Source organism: Deinococcus terrestris, assembly GCF_009377345.1.
Classification (GTDB): domain Bacteria; phylum Deinococcota; class Deinococci; order Deinococcales; family Deinococcaceae; genus Deinococcus; species Deinococcus terrestris.
This window is the reverse complement of sequence record NZ_WBSL01000006.1, coordinates 116,272-131,952: the sequence shown is the minus strand read 5'-3', so window position 1 is coordinate 131,952 and position 15,681 is coordinate 116,272. Positions and strand designations below refer to the sequence as shown.

15 protein-coding genes are annotated in these 15,681 nt (G+C 71.8%); 8 read left to right on the top strand and 7 right to left on the bottom strand.

Features of this window, described 5'->3' with window-relative positions; all coding sequences use genetic code 11:
• Positions 1 to 7 precede the first annotated feature (7 nt).
• Genes F8S09_RS12910 through pheS form a run of 3 tightly spaced genes read right to left on the bottom strand, consistent with a single transcriptional unit; the run spans position 8 to position 3,884 of the window.
• Positions 8 to 2,467, bottom strand: a complete 2,460-nt coding sequence (locus tag F8S09_RS12910; RefSeq protein ID WP_152871887.1) for a phenylalanine--tRNA ligase subunit beta — start codon at positions 2,465 to 2,467, stop codon at positions 8 to 10.
• Positions 2,464 to 2,868 carry an NUDIX hydrolase gene (locus F8S09_RS12905; protein WP_322618815.1) on the bottom strand — a complete coding sequence of 135 codons (405 nt, stop codon included), beginning with the start codon at positions 2,866 to 2,868 and terminating at the stop codon, positions 2,464 to 2,466. The genes F8S09_RS12910 and F8S09_RS12905 overlap by 4 nt, the downstream gene beginning before the upstream one ends.
• On the bottom strand, positions 2,865 to 3,884 hold the full coding sequence (pheS, locus tag F8S09_RS12900) for a phenylalanine--tRNA ligase subunit alpha (protein WP_152871886.1): 1,020 nt from the start codon (positions 3,882 to 3,884) through the stop codon (positions 2,865 to 2,867). The genes F8S09_RS12905 and pheS overlap by 4 nt, the downstream gene beginning before the upstream one ends.
• A gap of 234 nt (positions 3,885 to 4,118) precedes the next feature.
• On the opposite strand from pheS, the gene glyA reads away from it, so the two are divergent.
• Positions 4,119 to 5,372, top strand: coding sequence for a serine hydroxymethyltransferase (gene glyA / locus F8S09_RS12895; RefSeq protein WP_194165338.1), 1,254 nt, complete (start codon positions 4,119 to 4,121; stop codon positions 5,370 to 5,372).
• Between the two features lie 46 nt (positions 5,373 to 5,418).
• Here the strand turns inward: glyA and F8S09_RS12890 are convergent, their stop codons facing one another.
• Positions 5,419 to 6,312 carry a metallophosphoesterase gene (locus F8S09_RS12890; protein ID WP_152871885.1) on the bottom strand — a complete coding sequence of 298 codons (894 nt, stop codon included), beginning with the start codon at positions 6,310 to 6,312 and terminating at the stop codon, positions 5,419 to 5,421.
• 72 nt (positions 6,313 to 6,384) lie between these two features.
• On the opposite strand from F8S09_RS12890, the gene F8S09_RS12885 reads away from it, so the two are divergent.
• Both F8S09_RS12885 and F8S09_RS12880 read left to right on the top strand, forming a co-directional pair.
• Positions 6,385 to 6,675: a hypothetical protein gene (locus F8S09_RS12885; protein WP_152871884.1), complete on the top strand. Its 291-nt coding sequence runs from the start codon at positions 6,385 to 6,387 to the stop codon at positions 6,673 to 6,675.
• A 312-nt stretch (positions 6,676 to 6,987) separates the two neighbouring features.
• On the top strand, positions 6,988 to 7,719 hold the full coding sequence (locus tag F8S09_RS12880; protein ID WP_322618814.1) for a CHAD domain-containing protein: 732 nt from the start codon (positions 6,988 to 6,990) through the stop codon (positions 7,717 to 7,719).
• Here F8S09_RS12880 and F8S09_RS12875 read toward each other — a convergent pair.
• Entirely contained in the window at positions 7,691 to 8,338 is a 648-nt protein-coding gene (locus F8S09_RS12875) for a nucleotidyltransferase family protein (RefSeq protein WP_152871882.1), read from the bottom strand. The two genes, F8S09_RS12880 and F8S09_RS12875, sit on opposite strands and share 29 nt — an antisense overlap.
• A 105-nt stretch (positions 8,339 to 8,443) precedes the next feature.
• Here F8S09_RS12875 and F8S09_RS12870 point away from each other — a divergent pair, with 105 nt between their 5' ends.
• From F8S09_RS12870 to F8S09_RS12855, 4 genes are all read left to right on the top strand, one after another.
• Entirely contained in the window at positions 8,444 to 8,908 is a 465-nt protein-coding gene (locus F8S09_RS12870; protein ID WP_152871881.1) for an SRPBCC family protein, read from the top strand.
• A complete protein-coding gene (locus F8S09_RS12865; protein ID WP_322618813.1) occupies positions 8,905 to 9,771 on the top strand; it encodes an AAA family ATPase in 867 nt (288 codons plus the stop codon). Before F8S09_RS12870 ends, F8S09_RS12865 begins: the two co-directional genes overlap by 4 nt.
• Positions 9,768 to 10,994 carry a vWA domain-containing protein gene (locus tag F8S09_RS12860; RefSeq protein WP_322618812.1) on the top strand — a complete coding sequence of 409 codons (1,227 nt, stop codon included), beginning with the start codon at positions 9,768 to 9,770 and terminating at the stop codon, positions 10,992 to 10,994. The genes F8S09_RS12865 and F8S09_RS12860 overlap by 4 nt, the downstream gene beginning before the upstream one ends.
• Positions 10,995 to 11,148: 154 nt before the next feature.
• Positions 11,149 to 12,372 carry an erythromycin esterase family protein gene (locus F8S09_RS12855; RefSeq protein WP_152871880.1) on the top strand — a complete coding sequence of 408 codons (1,224 nt, stop codon included), beginning with the start codon at positions 11,149 to 11,151 and terminating at the stop codon, positions 12,370 to 12,372.
• Positions 12,373 to 12,451: 79 nt separating this feature from the next.
• On the opposite strand, the gene F8S09_RS12850 is transcribed toward F8S09_RS12855, so the two are convergent.
• Positions 12,452 to 12,715 carry a metal-sensitive transcriptional regulator gene (locus F8S09_RS12850; protein WP_194165337.1) on the bottom strand — a complete coding sequence of 88 codons (264 nt, stop codon included), beginning with the start codon at positions 12,713 to 12,715 and terminating at the stop codon, positions 12,452 to 12,454.
• A gap of 79 nt (positions 12,716 to 12,794) precedes the next feature.
• Positions 12,795 to 12,998 carry a CopZ family metallochaperone gene (locus tag F8S09_RS12845; RefSeq protein WP_152871879.1) on the bottom strand — a complete coding sequence of 68 codons (204 nt, stop codon included), beginning with the start codon at positions 12,996 to 12,998 and terminating at the stop codon, positions 12,795 to 12,797.
• A 144-nt stretch (positions 12,999 to 13,142) separates the two neighbouring features.
• On the opposite strand from F8S09_RS12845, the gene F8S09_RS12840 reads away from it, so the two are divergent.
• A complete protein-coding gene (locus F8S09_RS12840) occupies positions 13,143 to 15,656 on the top strand; it encodes a heavy metal translocating P-type ATPase (RefSeq protein WP_152871878.1) in 2,514 nt (837 codons plus the stop codon).
• Positions 15,657 to 15,681 lie beyond the last annotated feature (25 nt).

The following is a 15,681-nucleotide window of genomic DNA, read 5'->3' as shown; positions in this document are numbered from 1 at the left end:
CCTGCTCCTACTTCTCGCGGATGCTCCAGCCCTGTGCCCGCACCGCGTCCATCAAGCGGTCCATCACGGGGTCCACCTCGGCGTCGGTGAGGGTCCGCTCGCCCCGGAAGACGAGGCGCACGGCCACGCTGCGGTTGCCTTCGCCCACCTGTTCGCCCTCGTACACGTCAAAGGGCTGCACGCTTTCCACCAGCTCTCCCGCCTCCCCGCGCAGCAGGGCGGCCACCTCGCCGTAGCTCACGCCACGCGGGGCGATCACGGCGAGGTCGCGCCACGCGGCGGGGGCGCGGCTGGGATCGCGGAAGCCCCAGGCGCGGCCCGGCAGCGGCAGGGCGACCTCCAGCACGAAGGTGTCGCCCTTCAGGCCGAACTCGGCGGCGACCTCGGGGTGGAGCGCCCCCAACCAGCCCACGGGCTGCCCGTTCCACACGACCTCGCCCGCGATGCCGGGGTGCAGGGCGGGCGGGACCGCCTCGCCGCGCAGTTGGCGCACGTCCAGCGCCGCGCCCTGTCCGGCGGCGAAAGCTTCCACCAGCCCCTTGAAGGCCGCGAACGACCCCGCCACGCCGGGCTGGTAGGTCGCCGGGGCGAGCGGCCCACGCATCAGCAGGCCCAGGCGCTCGGTCTCGCCCGAGGCCGGGAAAACGCGCCCGATTTCAAAGAGGAGGACGCGCTCCCCCTTCGGGTGCATTCCCGCCGCCCGCAGCAAGCTGGGATAGAGGGCCGTCCGCATCCCGGTGCGGTCGGCGGTGAGGGGGTTCCGCAGCCGCACGCCGGGGCGCCCCGCGCGGGCTTTTCCGGCCTCCTCGTCGCTGGTGAAGGTGTAGGTCACGACCTCCTGAAAGCCCAGCCCGGCGAGGGTGCGGCGCAGATCGGACCGGGCCGCGCTCTCGTCACCCGCCCCGAGGTTGCTCTCGTGGACGCGCAGGGTGGGGAGCGTCTCGGGCAGCTCCGCGTAGCCGTGCAGCCGCGCCACCTCCTCCGCGAGGTCCTGCCACAGCACCAGGTCCACCCGCCAGGAGGGAGGGGTGACGGTCAGGCGGTCGCCCTCGCGCGTGACCCGGCAGCCCAGGCGGGTCAGGAGGGCCTCCATCTCGTCGGTCGGGATGTCCATGCCCAGCAGGGCGCGAATCTGCTCACCCGTCGCCTGGATGGGGCCGGGGAGTTCGGGGTCGCCCACCACGGTCGCGCCGGGGTGAACCTGACCGGCCCCGCAGGCCGCAAGCAGGCCCGCCACCCGGTCGGCAGCGCGGGGCGCGAGCAGGGGGTCTACCCCGCGCTCGTAGCGGTACACGGCATCGGTCTTGAGGCCCAGGCGGGTGCTGGTGCGGCGCAGCAGCACGGGGTCGAAGTGCGCGGACTCGATCACCACGTCCGCCGTGTCTGCCCGCACGTGCCCGTGGTCGCCGCCCATGATGCCCGCGATGCCCAGCACGCCCTGGCCCGCTTTGGGCTGGCCCGCCGTGGCGAAGGCCTCCGCGACGCTGGGAATGCCCACCTCGCGCCCGTCACGGATGAGGAGGTCTTCGGGGCCGACCGTGTGCTCGCCCCCCAGCAGGTCGCGCACCGTCTCGCCCTGCCGCAGCCCGAAGGAGACGATGATCTGGTCACCCTGCACGTCGCGGCGGTCGTAGAGGGCGGTGGGCTGGCCGAGTTCCAGCATCACGTAGTTGCTGGTGTCCACGATCAGGTCAATGGAGCGCATTCCGGCGAGCGTCAATCGCCGCTGCATCCACAGGGGGGCGGGGCCGTTCTGCAGTCCGTTCACCGTCCGCGCCGCGAAGTGGTCGCAGCCGAACCGGATCTTGCCAGAGGGGTCGCGCTCCAGCGTCACCCCACGCGGGGGGAGGACAACACGAATCTCGCCCTCCCCGCTGGCGGCGGGGCCAGCCTCCGGCTCCACCAGCTCGGTCCCCAGGTACGCCGCGAGGTCGCGGGCGAGGCCCAGGGCGCTGAGCACGTCGGCGCGGTTGGGAGTGACCTCCACGTCAAGGACCGAGTCGGCGGCCCACAGCTCATGCAGGGGCATGCCGGGCGCGGCCGTCCCCGCCGGGAACAGCAGCAGTCCGGCGCTGCTCTCCCCAACGCCGAGTTCCTTCGCGCTCGCGGCCATGCCCCACGACTCCACCCCCTGCATCGGGCGCACGCCGTACTCCACGTCGCCCAGGCGGGTGCCGGGGGTCACGAGGGCGACCATCGTTCCGGCGGGAAGGCTGACCGCGTTGGGCGCTCCCGAGGCGATCTCCCGCGCCCCGTGCGGCCCCACGTCCAGCGCGAGGCGGGTCAGCGCGGTGCCGGTCAGAGGCTCAGCCTGCGTGACCGTGGCGAGCACGACCCCCTCGGCCGGGGCAGGCACCTCCTCCACCCCCTCCAGCGGCAGGCCCAGCGAGGCGAGGAGGGGTTCCAGGTCGGAGACGGGCGGGAGGGCGGGGACAAGTTCCTTGAGCCAGGAGTAGGGCAGTTTCATTCGGTCTCCAGCAGGGCAGGCAGCAGGCGGCGCAGGTCGGCGGGCACGAGGTTCACGTCCTCCAGCCGCTCCAGCGCCACCCATTCGGGCGAATACCAGTTCTCGTCGCTGTGGCGCACGCCTTCGGGACCGTCCCCGAGGCGCATCTCGCCGGACACGAGGCGGGTCAGGAAATAGTGTTCGCGGTTGCCGAGGTTCTCCAGCGTCAGGACTTCGCGCAGGGGTTCCACGACGAGGTTGACTTCCTCCAGCATCTCGCGGGCGCAGGCTTCGGCGGGCGTCTCACCGGGTTCGATGCCGCCGCCGGGCAGGGTGGCGTAGACGCGGCCTTCCTTCCGGCGGCGCATCAGAAGGACTTCTCCGTGGGGGTTGAACAGGATGCCGACGGCTCTGGCCCTCACCCCAGTTCCCCCCGGAATTGCCCCAGCACGCGCGGGTCGTTGGCGTAGAAGTAGCGGATATCGGGAATCCCGTACTTCAGCATGGCGATGCGCTCCGGCCCCAGCCCGAAGGCGAAGCCCGTCTTGCCCTCGTACACGCGCGGCTTGCCCGCCGCCTCGCGCAGGTCGTCTACCGCCTTGAAGACGCTGGGATGGACCATGCCGCAGCCGCCGAGTTCCAGCCATTTGCTCTCGCCGCGCGGGTTCTCCCACCACACGGCGAAGTCGGCGCCCGGCTCCACGAAGGGGTAGTAGGAGGGCTGGAAGCGCACCTTCGCGCCCGGCCCGTACAGGCCCCGCGCCATCTCGGCAATCGTGCCCTTGAGGTCGGCCATGGAGATGCCGTCGCCCACGACCAGTCCTTCGAGCTGGTGAAACATCGCCTCGTGGGTGGCGTCGGTGGCCTCGTAGCGGTAGACCTTGCCGCGCACGACGATCTTGAGGGGCGGCTCGTGCTCGACCATGTAGCGCACCTGCATGGGGGAGGTATGGGTCCGCAGCAGGCGGCCGTCCTCCAGCCAGAAAGTGTCCTGAAGGTCGCGGGCGGGGTGGTACCACGGCACGTTCAGCGCCTCGAAGTTGTGGTGCTCGTCCTCGACCTCCGGCCCCTCGATCACGGCGTAGCCCATCCGCTCGTAGATGGCCGTCAGGTCCTCGAAGACGCGGTTGATGGGGTGCAGCCCGCCCGCCGGAAGGGGGAGGCCGGGCAGAGTCACGTCGATGGCTTCGGAGGCGAGGCGGGCGTCGAGGGCCTCGCGCTTCAGCACCGCCTCCCGCTCCGCGAGGGCCGCCTCGATGGACTGGCGCAGGGCGTTGATCTCGGCGCCCCTGGCCTTGCGCTCCTCGGGGGGCAGCTTGCCGAGGCTGCCGAGTTCTTTCGTGATCAGGCCGTTCTTGCCCACGTAGCGGGTCTTGACCGCTTGCAGGGCAGGGAGGTCGGGGGCGTCGGCAATCGCTTGTAGGGCTTCTTCTCTCATGGCGTCTCCTGTGGGCAAGAAAAAACCCGCCGCCGTGGGAACGGGGCGGGACGGCGCGTGCAGTCTGGCGTCAGACGAACGCGGCCCCGCGAGCGGTAAACGGCGAAGGTGTACCGGGGCGGGGCGTCATACGGTCAGGGTAGCAGATGGGCCGGGGGCGTCGGCCCAGCCCCGTGTCTGCCCTGCACAGACACTCCCCGCGCTCCTCAGGGGAGGGGGTGTTACCGTACCCGCATGACCACCGCTGCAACCTCTGTCCCCACGCCGGGGGCCGTCACCGACGTGGCCGCGCACGACCCGGCCATCTTTGACCTGATCTCCCAGGAGGCCGAGCGCCAGCGGCACGGGCTCGAACTGATCGCCTCCGAGAACTTCACCTCGGCGGCGGTCCGGGCGGCGCAGGGCAGCGTCCTGACGAACAAGTATGCCGAAGGCTACCCCGGCAAGCGCTGGTACGGCGGCTGCGAGGTCGTGGACGAGGTCGAACGCCTCGCCATCGCCCGCGTGAAGGAACTGTTCGGAGCGGAATGGGCCAACGTGCAGCCGCACTCGGGGAGCAGCGCGAACCTCGCGGTGTACAACGCCCTCATTGAGCCGGGATCAGTCGTGCTGGGAATGGACCTCTCGCACGGGGGGCACCTCACGCACGGCAACCCGGTGAACTTCTCGGGGCTGCGCTACCAGATCGTCGGGTACAAGGTGAACCCGGACACCGAGCGCATCGACATGGAGGAAGTGCGCCGCCTCGCCCACGAACACCGGCCCAAGATGATCATCGCGGGGGCCAGCGCCTACAGCCGCACCATCGACTTCGCGGCCTTCCGCGAGGTGGCCGACGAGGTGGGCGCGGTCCTGTTCGCAGACATCGCGCACATCGCCGGACTGGTCGCGGCGGGGCTGCACCCCAACCCGCTGCCGCACGCGCATGTGGTCGCCTCCACGACCCACAAGACACTGCGGGGGCCGCGCGGCGGGATCATCCTCAGCAACGACCCCGAACTCGGCGCCAAGATCGACCGGGCCGTCTTTCCCGGCTACCAGGGCGGGCCGCTGGAGCATGTGATCGCGGCCAAGGCGGTCGCATTCGGCGAGGCGCTGCGGCCCGAGTTCCGCGAGTACGCCGCGCAGGTGATCAAGAACGCGCAGGCGCTGGCGCAAGCGTTCATGGACAAGGGCTACCGGGTCGTGTCCGGCGGCACCGACAACCACCTGTTCCTGCTGGACCTGCGCCCCCAGGGGCTGAACGGTACTAAGGCCACCAAGCGGCTCGACGCCAACCACATCACCATCTCCAAGTCCACCCTGCCCTACGACACCGAGAAAATCCTGCACGGCGGCGGCATCCGCATCGGCACCCCCGCCGTGACCACGCGTGGCATGACCGAAGCCGATATGCCCAAAATTGCCGACCTGATCGACCGGGCGCTGAAGGGCGAGGACGTGAAGGCGGAGGTTCACGGCTGGATGGGCGGCTTCCCGCTGCCCTGAGCGGCCCTTCCCTCTCCTCGGCCCCCGGCACGTCCGGGGGTCTGCCCTATCCGGGCCGCAGCGTCAGCAGCGTGACTTCCGGCGGGCAGAGGTTGCGCAGCGGCAGCCCGCTGACCCCCAGGCCCCGGCTGACGTAGCCCGGCGTGCCGTGGGCGCCCTGCACCCAGCCCATCGCGTAGCGCTGGCCGTAGCGGCTGGGCACGACCGGAGCGCCCACGATGGGGAGCCGAATCTGCCCGCCGTGGGTGTGGCCCGAGAGGACCAACCCGACGCGCCGGGGCAGGTCAGGCAGGAGGTCAGGGTTATGGCTCAGCAGCAAACTGGCTTGGTCCTCCCCCGCCCCAGCCAGGGCCGCCGCCACGTCCGGCTCGCCGCGCCACAGGTCGTCCACGCCACCCACCCACAGGTCGTCCCGCACGGCGCGGCCCGCGTTGCGCAGCACGGTAATGCCGGAGGCCGCAAAGGCTGCCGCCACCTCCTCGCGGCGCTCGGCCCAGCGCGGGATGCCCTGACCCAGCACCCCCCGGTCGTAGGCCCCGAAGGAGCCGTAGTCATGGTTGCCCCACACCGCATAGACGCCCAGCGGCGCCCGCAGCCGCGCGAGCTCGGTCAGGAGGGGCGCGGGGTCCACGTCCGAGCGCACGTCCAGAAAGTCGCCCCCCAGCAGCATGAGGTCGGGCCGCGCTGCGTTCGCCGTGTCCACCCAGGCGCGAATCTGGCGCTCGAAGATGTAGAGGCCGTAGTGCAGGTCGGTCAGAAAGGCCACGCGCAGCGGCGAGCGCAGGCCCGGCAGCACCGCTTCCCCGCGCACGGTGCCGAAATCGTAGGCCTGCGCCACGCCCATGCCCCCCAGGGTCCCCAGCGCCAGCCCGCCTCCCAGCAGCCCCCGCAGGAAGCGGCGGCGGCCAGGGTCGGGGGGCGGCGAGTTGGGGGCCTTCATGGGGTTCAGGCTACCGGCGGGGGGTGAGAGGGGCACCCGCCAAAAGATGGAGGGGGCGCTACACTCGGCCCCATGACCCCCCCTCCCTTCCCCGACGCCTGGGCCGACCTGCTGGTGGTGGACGTGCTCGACGAGGACGCGGGCCTCGCCGAGGTGGAAGACAGCCGGGGCCGCACCTACGCCCTGCCCGCCGAGTGGCTCCCCGGCGTGGCCGACGGCGCGGCCTACCGGGTGGGCGGAGGGGCCGGGCACCTCACTTTCACGCCTGACCCCACCGGGGCACGCGAGTTGCGCGAACGCTCCAAGCAGACCCTCCTCGACTTTGCGGATGAGCCAGGGGCCGACGGGCCTGGAGACGGCTGAGATGGCCCGGCCCGTCGTCATCCTGCACGGGCGGCTGGACCTGCTGGAGGCAGTGCCGAAGTCCCATTTCCTGCGCCTTGGCGGCGCCGGGACGCTGCTGAAGCCGAGTCGGGTGGGGTGGGCGACCCTCCGGATGGGCAACCATGAGCGCAGGTCGCGAGAAGGCCCGCAGTGGTGCCGGAGGACGTGGCTGCCCGGCCGCCGCCCGCCGTCATTCCACCTTCGGGGAGGCGCTCCCCGTGAGGCTCGCCGCCCGGACTGGAGGTCCATCATGAACCGACGCCTGTTTTCACCCACCCCCTGGGGGACCCGGTGAGCCGCCGCAGCGAGGCCGCCGGACGGCTGCGCCCGCTGTGGGCCGCCCTGACCGCCGGGGACCCCGAGGCTATCCACCGCGCCCGCAAGCTCACCCGCCGCGCCCAGGCCGAGCTGCGGGTCGCGGACGCGGGCGGGAAGACCGAGCGGGCCTGGCGCGACCTGCGCCGCGCCGCCGCGCCCCTGCGCGACCACGACGTGGCCGGGGACCACCTGCGCCAGGCCTTGACCGAGCTGGACGTGCCCGGCGACACCCTCGCCTACTTCGACCGCACCTGGGCTGAACGCCGCGCGGCGCGGCTGGCGGCAACCGAGTGGCCGGAGCCGCCTCCCGCCTTCAAGCTGAGGCGAGGCTGGAAGGACCGCGCCCGCCGCCTGATTCGCAAGGACGGCGAGCGGCTGCTGGCCGCCGGGGAAGCCGTGCTTGCCACCCACGACGCCGAGCAGTGGCACGACTGGCGCAAACGCCTCAAGCGCTACCGCTACACGCTCGCGCTGCTGGGCGAGGTGCCCCCAGTCCTGACCGACACCCTCGAAGCCCTGGGTCGCTTTCAGGACGCCGAGGTCGTGCTGGAGTTGCTGCACAGCGACCCCGACCTGCTGCGCTACGAGCGTGCCCGGTTGATCGCGCGGGAGGAAGTGGCCCGGAACAAAGCCCAGGGGCGGGTACGCGAACTGTTCCCCGAGCTGGCCCGGCTCCTCAGCGTGGGGGACGCGGGGGAGGACTGACCCGGCCCTCGGCCTGAGCCAGGGCGTCCGGCGTATCCACGTCGAGAAGTTGATCGAGAGGCACGTCCACATCCACGGCCTCCGCCCCGTGCGCCCGCAGCACCGCGCGGGGGCCGTGGTCGGCATCGGGCAGGGCGAGGACCTCCGGCCAGAGGTCAGCGCGGAGGAGGTGGGGTGGGGCGTGCACAGCCTCCGAACCCTCCCCATAGCGGGCCAGCACGAGGGGCGCCCCCGTCTCCCGGAACGCCGAGACGAGCGCCCGGTGCGTGTCTGGGGGAACGAGCGGCATATCTGCCAGCGCGAAAGTCGCCGCGCCCACCCCCCCTGGGAGCGACCCCAGCGCCACCCGGAAGGAGGAGAGGAGGCCCCGCTCCGGCTCTGGATTCACCACGACGGAAAAGGGCCACTCCGAGAGCGCCGCCCGCACCCCCTCCCCCACCTCACCGGGGGGCATGACCGCGAGCAGGCCGTCATAGCCTCCCGCCGCGAGCGCGGCCGCTGCGTGAGTGATCAAGGGGCGCCCGGCGAGCGATACCAGCGGCTTGGGCTGCCCCATCCGGCGGCCCCGCCCGGCAGCGAGCAGGACGCCCCAGACGGGCGGCGGGGAGGCAGGGGACATGGCAGGAGTGTAGGCGGAACATCCCTCACCCGCCCCCCATCCGCCTGCCCTGGGGCACAATGAGGCCACCCGCATCCTCTGTTCCTCTTCCCCCGAGGTGACCCTATGAAACTGAACTACAGCGGCCAGGAACACGTGAAAGCGCCCCCGGCGGCAGTCTGGGCCTTCGTGCAGGACCCCGAGCGGGTGGCCCGCTGCCTGCCCGACGTGCAGGAGGTCGTGGTGCACGACCAGACCCATATGGACGCGACCGTGCAGGTCGGCGTGGGCATGGTGCGCGGCAAGTTCAAGTTCAAGATCGAGGTCCTGCCCGACGAGGCGGCGAACCGCGTGAACGTGAAGGTGCAGGGCGGCGGTCTGGGCAGCGTGGTGGACCTGACGGCGGGGGCGAACATCGTGGACAACGGGGACGGGACGACCACGCTTGACTGGACCGGCGACGCGACCATGCGCGGCCCGGTGGCGACCGTGGGCGGGCGGGTGCTGGACGCGCAGGCGCAGAAGCTGATCGAGAAGACCTTCCAGAACATGAGTGCCCAGGTCGGCGCGAGCGCCGGAACGCTGGCGTGACCGCGCTCCCTGAGCCCCCCGACCTCCGCGCCGCCTTCCGCGAGCGGGGGTACGTGGCGGGGGACGCACTGGCGACGGCCCTGCGGCTGGTGGTGGCGCTGGGCAAACCGCTGCTGCTGGAGGGGCCAGCGGGCGTCGGCAAGACGGAAGCCGCCAAGACCCTCGCGGCGGCGCTGGGCACCCGGTTGATTCGCCTTCAGTGTTACGAGGGGCTGGACGCGCAATCGGCCCTCTACGAGTGGAACTACGCCCGCCAACTGCTGCACCTGCGGGCGGCGGAGGCGGGGGGGCGGGCGGTGACGGACGCTGAGCTGTACGGCCCCGAGTTCCTGATGCAGCGGCCCCTGCTCGAAGCGATCCGGCAGCCCACGCCCCCGGTGCTCTTGATCGACGAGGTGGACCGGGCGGATGACGCCTTCGAGGCCTTCTTGCTCGAACTGCTGGCCGAGTGGCAGGTCACGGTGCCGGAACTGGGGACGCTCACCGCGACCGCCCGTCCCTACGTCCTGCTGACGAGCAACCGCGCCCGCGAACTCAGCGACGCGCTGCGGCGGCGGTGCCTGTACCTGTGGGTGGACTACCCCAGCCGCGCCGAGGAACTGGAAATCGTGCGGGCGCGGCTGCCAGGCATTGACGCGGAGTTGGCGGGCCAGGTCACCCGTGCAGTCCACGCCCTGCGCGAGCTGCCGCTGGGCAAGCCCCCCGGCGTGGCCGAGACGCTGGACTGGGCGGCGGCGCTCGTGGCCCTTCACCGGGACCACCTGGACGCGGCGGCGCTGGAGCTGACGCTAGGCGCGGTCCTGAAGCTGCGCGAGGATCAACTGCTGGCCCGCCCGGTGCTGGAGAAACTCGCCCGGCCGTGACCGCTCCCCCCTCCCAGGCCGACCTCCCCTCCCGCGTCGCGGCCCTGTGCGCCCACCTACGCTCGGCGCACGGCTTCCGGCTGGGACCGGGCGAGACGGCGGCGGCCCTCGCCGCGCTGGGAGCGGTAAACCTGGGGCGGCGGCGCGAGGTGCGCGACGCCCTCCGTGCCGTGCTGACCGCCAGCCGGGAGGAGGGGCGGGTGTTTGACGCGGCGTTTGACACCTTCTTCCGGCAGGGCGAGGCCCCCGCGCCGCTCCGGTTGCCGCCCCTGCTGCCCCAGACCGAGGCCCCGTTGCCCCCGCCGCCCCCGGCTCCGGCGAGCCAGACTGGCGATGAGGGGGCCGCCCAACCCACCCCCGCGGGCCAGGCGGTCGCGGGTGAGGACGACGGGGACGCCCCCACCCCCACCCACCCCAACCCCGAGCGTGAGGCGGAGGGCGAGCCGGACGCCCCCGCCCCGTTGCTGCACGCCCGCCGAAGTCCGAATGCGGGCGCGGGGGGCGGCGTCACCACCCCGGAGGACGATCTGGCGGAGTTGCTGCGGGCGGCGGGGGCGCTCGTGCGGGCGGTGGAGCTGGGGAGGGGGCGGCGGCTCGTTCCGCGTCCGGTCGGCTCCCGGCTCGACGCCCGGCGGACCCTGCGCTCGGCGGCGCGGACGGCGGGCGACCCGGCCCGGCTCCGCTGGCTGGGGCGGCCCCGGCGTGCCCCCCGTTTCCTGCTGGTGCTGGACGGCAGCCGCAGCATGGGACCTCACGCGGCGCGGCTGCTGCGGTTTGCCCACGCCCTGCACCTGCGCTCGCGGCGGGTGGAGGTGTACGCCTTTTCGACCGACCTCACCCGCCTGACCCCGCACCTGCGCCGGGCGGTACCGGGGGCCGCCCTGACCCTCCCCGACCTGGGCGGGGCGTGGGGCGGCGGCACCCGCATCGGGGAGAACCTGCTACGGCTGGCGCGGGAGGAACGTGGCCGGGTGACCCGCGACACGGTGGTCCTGATCCTGAGTGACGGGCTGGACACGGGCGAGCCGGAGACGCTGACCCGCGCTCTGAGAGACCTTCGCGCCCGTGCCGGGATGCTGGTGTGGCTCTCGCCGCTGGCCTCCCTGCCCGGTTACCAGCCAGTGCAGCGGGCGGTGGCGGCGGCCCTTCCGCTGCTGGACGCCTTCCTGCCCGCCGCCAGCTTGCGCGACCTCCACGCCCTGGGAGGAAGATTGCAGAGATAGGGCATTTTGAGAAGCTGCGACCTGACCTGAACCCTCTCAAAAAAGGAACTGGAGATTAAGCTCCACTGAAGACAACCCCGTCAGGGTGCTCACATCTCCCACAGGAATGCTGAGGGGGCCAGAGCGGGCGCCCCCTGTGGCAAAGGAGCCCCCCATGCCCCATCATTCCCCGCTTCAGATCGGCTGGGACATGACCGAGCCGCACTCTGCCCTCTCCTGCTTTCTGGACACCCTGCCCGCCGCGCCGCGTCTTCTCGCGCTGGGGGAGCCGACGCACGGCCTGGACGCCTTCCCAGCGTGGCGCAACCGCATCTTCCGCACGCTGGCCGAGGACCACGGCTTCCGGTCCATCGCCATCGAGAGTGACGTGATCGCTGGCCTGCGGGTGAATGCCCATGTCACGGCGGGTCAGGGCCGCCTGGATGAAGTGATGCAGACGGGCTTCAGCCACGGCTTCGGCGCCGTGAAGGCCAACCGGGACCTCGTCCAGTGGATGCGGGACTTCAATGCGGGCCGCGCACCTGAGGATCACCTGCGTTTCTACGGCTTCGACGCGCCGCTGGAGAACCTTTGGGCGGCCAGCCCCCGCGCCAGCCTGCTCGCCCTGCACGCTTTCCTGACCACGCAGCTCGGTGACTTGCCCGTGGACTCAGCGACCATCGACGACCTCTGCGGGGAAGATGCCCGCTGGACCAATCCGGCGGCGGGGATGGACGCGGCCCAGTCCACCGGGCAGAGCGGCGAGGCCCGGCAACTCCGGCTCCTGGCCGACGACCTGTTCAGCCTCCTGCGGACCGAGACGCCGGGGCTGGCCGCCCACCCAGGGTTCTGGGAGGCGCAGTTGCACGCCCGCACGGCAACAGGCCTCTTGCGCTATCACGCAGTCGTCGCCGACCCCGCGCCCACCCGTGTGGCGCGAATGCTGGCGTTGCGCGACCTGATGATGGCCGACAACCTCAGCGCCGTCGCGGAACGCGAGGGGGAGCGTGGGCCGACCCTGGTCTTTGCCCATAACGCCCACCTGCAACGCCACGTCAGCGCGGTGACGCTTCCCAGTCTGGGAATGAGGGTGGAATGGTGGAGCGCGGGAGCGCACGTCAGCATTCGCCTCGGCCAGCAGTACGCCTTTGTAGCGAGCGACCTGGGTTCAGCCCCCGCGAAAGGCATCGGGGAACCCGCTCCGGACACGTTGGAGGGCGCCCTGATGACGCTGGCGGGTCCGGTCTCCCTGGTGACCTCCGGGACACTGACCGCCTCACTCCCAGATCACCTGGCCCCGAGGACCGGCGTTCCTCCCCAGGCGGGATACTTTCCCCTCGGAGCGCAACATCTGCCCCTCACGAACGGCGTGCTCTTCGTGAAGACGGCGACTGATTGAACAGATCGGGGCCGCGACACGGGTCCCAAAACGTAGACGACCGTGCGCGGGAGGAAGAACCCTCACCGCGTACGGTCGTCTACCGGTACTTCAGCGCCTCCATCAACTCCTCGACCATCTCCAGCGTGTCCCCGCGCTCGTGGGCAGTGGCGACGTGGGCTTCGAGGTGGCCGCGCAAGACGACCTCGCCCGCACCGGAGAGGGCGCCCTGCACGGCCTTGATCTGTCGCAGCACGTCCACGCAGTACACGTCCGGCTCGTCGAGCATCCGCACGATGGAATCCAGATGCCCCCGCGCGATGCTCAGGCGCCGGGCCGCGCGGCGGCGGGCGTCTTCGGGCATACAGAGCTTGTTTTCGGGATGGCAGTGGGCGGCGGCGCCCATCCCCTCTCCCTCGTCCTGCGGTGCCGGAGCCACGGCCTCAGCCCGCGACGCTGGCGTTGTAACCCTCTTCCTTCACGGCGGCGATCAGCGCCCCCTGCTCGGCCTCGCCCTGCACGGTCGCCTTGCCCGCCGAAAGGTCCACCTGCACGCCTTGCACGCCGGGAACGCTCTTCAGCGCCCCCTCCACGGCCTTGACGCAGTGCCCGCAGCTCATTCCGGAGATGGTCAGTTCAGTGGTCATGGATTCAGGATAGACCCAGGGGGGGAGGGTGTCAAGAAAAGATTGGTCGTGAACCACTAAGAAAGCGGTCAGGCTTGGATAGAGCGGTAAGAATACGAGCTTGCTCTACTTGCGATCCCCCCCCGGAGGGTATAGGCTGAGCGTATGGACACCAAGACCCTCGACCTCGACATCGGCGGGATGACCTGCGCGGCGTGCGTGGGGCGAGTCGAGCGCGGCCTCAAGAAGGTGGACGGTGTGGAAAACGCCGTCGTGAACCTCGCCACCGAGCGGGCGACCGTGACCTTCGACCCCGCCCGGACGACCCCGGCCGCGCTCGTCCAGCAGGTGGAGGACGTGGGCTACGAGGCCCGCACCGCCGAACTCTCCTTCCCGGTGGAGGGGATGACCTGCGCGGCCTGCGTGGGCCGGGTCGAGCGGGCGCTGGGCAAGACGGAAGGCGTGCTGAACGCCTCGGTCAACCTCGCCACCGAGCGGGCCACCGTGACCTATCTGCCCGCCGCGACGACCCCCGCCGCCCTGCGGGATGCCGTGCGCGGGGCCGGGTACGACGTGCCCGACGAGGCCAGCCAGGCCCAATCCCGCCTCGACGCCGACCGCGAGCGCAAGGCCGCCGAGATCGCGGCGCTGCGGCGGGACGTGACCTTCGCGGCAGCCTTCAGCATTCCGCTGTTCCTGATCGCGATGGTGCCCATGCTGTACGCGCCGCTGCACCACTGGCTGCTCGGCGCGGTGGGCGAGCGGACGCTGAACTGGATCATGCTGGCCCTCGCCGCTCCGGTGCAGTTCGGCCCCGGCCTGCGCTTCTACCGCACGGGCTGGGCTGCCTTGAAACACCGCTCACCCGACATGAACACCCTCGTCATGCTGGGCACGACCGCCGCCTTCGGGTACTCGCTCCTCGTGACGCTGGCCCCTGGCCTCTTCCCGCCCGGCAGCGCCCACGTCTACTACGAGGCGTCGGCGGTGGTCATCACCCTGATCCTGCTGGGCAAGCTGTTCGAGGCGATTGCCAAGGGCCGGAGCAGCGAGGCGATGCGGACCCTGCTGGCCCTCCAGCCCAACACGGCGCGGGTGCAGCGCGGGGGCGAGGTGCTGGAAGTTGCCGCCGACGACGTGCGGCTGGGCGACCTCGTGCTGGTGCGCTCGGGCGAGCGGCTGCCGGTGGACGGCGAGGTCGTGGAGGGCCGCTCTTACGTAGACGAGTCCATGCTGACGGGCGAGCCTGTCCCGGTGGAGAAAATCCCTGGCGCTAAGGTCACGGGTGGCACGGTGAACGGCAACGGCGCCCTGACCTTCCGGGCGACCGGGGTAGGGGCCGACACCGCTCTGTCGCGCATCATCCGGCTGGTGGAGGGAGCGCAGGCGAGCCGCCCGCCCATTCAGGGCCTCGCGGATAAGGTCGTCGCCGTCTTCGTGCCAGTGGTACTGGTGATCGCCGCACTGACCTTTCTGGCCTGGATGCTGGTCGGCGGGGAGGGGGCGTTGGCGAACGCGCTGGTGCACACGGTCGCCGTGCTGATCATCGCCTGCCCCTGCGCGATGGGCCTCGCCACCCCGGTGAGCATCATGGTGGGCAGCGGCAAGGCCGCGCAGATGGGCGTGCTGTTCCGCACCGGGGCCGCGCTGGAGGGCCTGGGCCGCGCCGGGGTCGTCGCCGTGGACAAGACGGGGACGGTGACGCGGGGGGCGCCGGAGGTAACGGAAGCGGTCAGCGGTCAGCCCTCTGCCATTAGCGAGGACGAGCTGCTGCGGCTGTCGGCGGCGGCAGAAAGCTCCTCCGAGCATCCGCTGGCGCGGGCGATTGAGCGGGCGGCGCGGGACCGGGGCCTGAGCGTCCCCACTGCCTCCGACTTTGAGGCTGTGCCCGGCTACGGCCTGCGGGCCACGGTGGAGGGCCGCCGGGTGGAGGTCGGCGCGGCGCGGTACATGGCGCGGCTGGGGCTGGAGTTGGGCGACCTGGGAACGCAGGCCGACGCGCTGGCCGCACGGGGCCGCACCCCCGTCTTCGTGGCGGTGGACGGCGTGCTGGCCGGGCTGATCGGCGTGGCCGACCCGGTGCGCGAGGGCAGCGCCGAGGCGATCCGCACCATGCAGGCGCAGGGGGCCGAGGTCGCCATGATTACCGGGGACACCCGCGCCACCGCCGAGGCCGTCGCCCGCGAGGTCGGCGTAACCCGCGTGCTGGCCGAGGTGCTACCCGAGGGCAAGGCGGACGCGGTGGCCGAGCTTCAGGCGGGTGGCCGCACCGTCGCCTTCGTGGGGGACGGCATCAACGACGCTCCGGCCCTTGCGCGGGCCGACGTGGGGGTCGCCATCGGCACCGGGACGGACGTGGCGGTCGAAACCGCCGACGTGATCCTGATGTCGGGCGACCTGCGCGGGGTGCCCAACGCGGTCGCGCTGTCGCGGGCCACGCTGCGGAATATTCGGGTGAATCTCTTCTGGGCCTTCGCGTACAACGTGCTGCTGATTCCGGTGGCGGCGGGCGTCCTTTCAAACTGGGGCATCACCCTCTCGCCCGTGCTGGCGGCCGCCGCGATGGGCCTGAGCAGCGTCTTCGTGCTCACCAACGCGCTGCGGCTGCGCGGCTTCCGGCCCCCGCTGGCTCCCCAGCCGCCCCAGGGAAGGCCGGACCTGAAGCCCGTCGCGGCCTGATACCGACTTGCTCTGATTCCAGAGC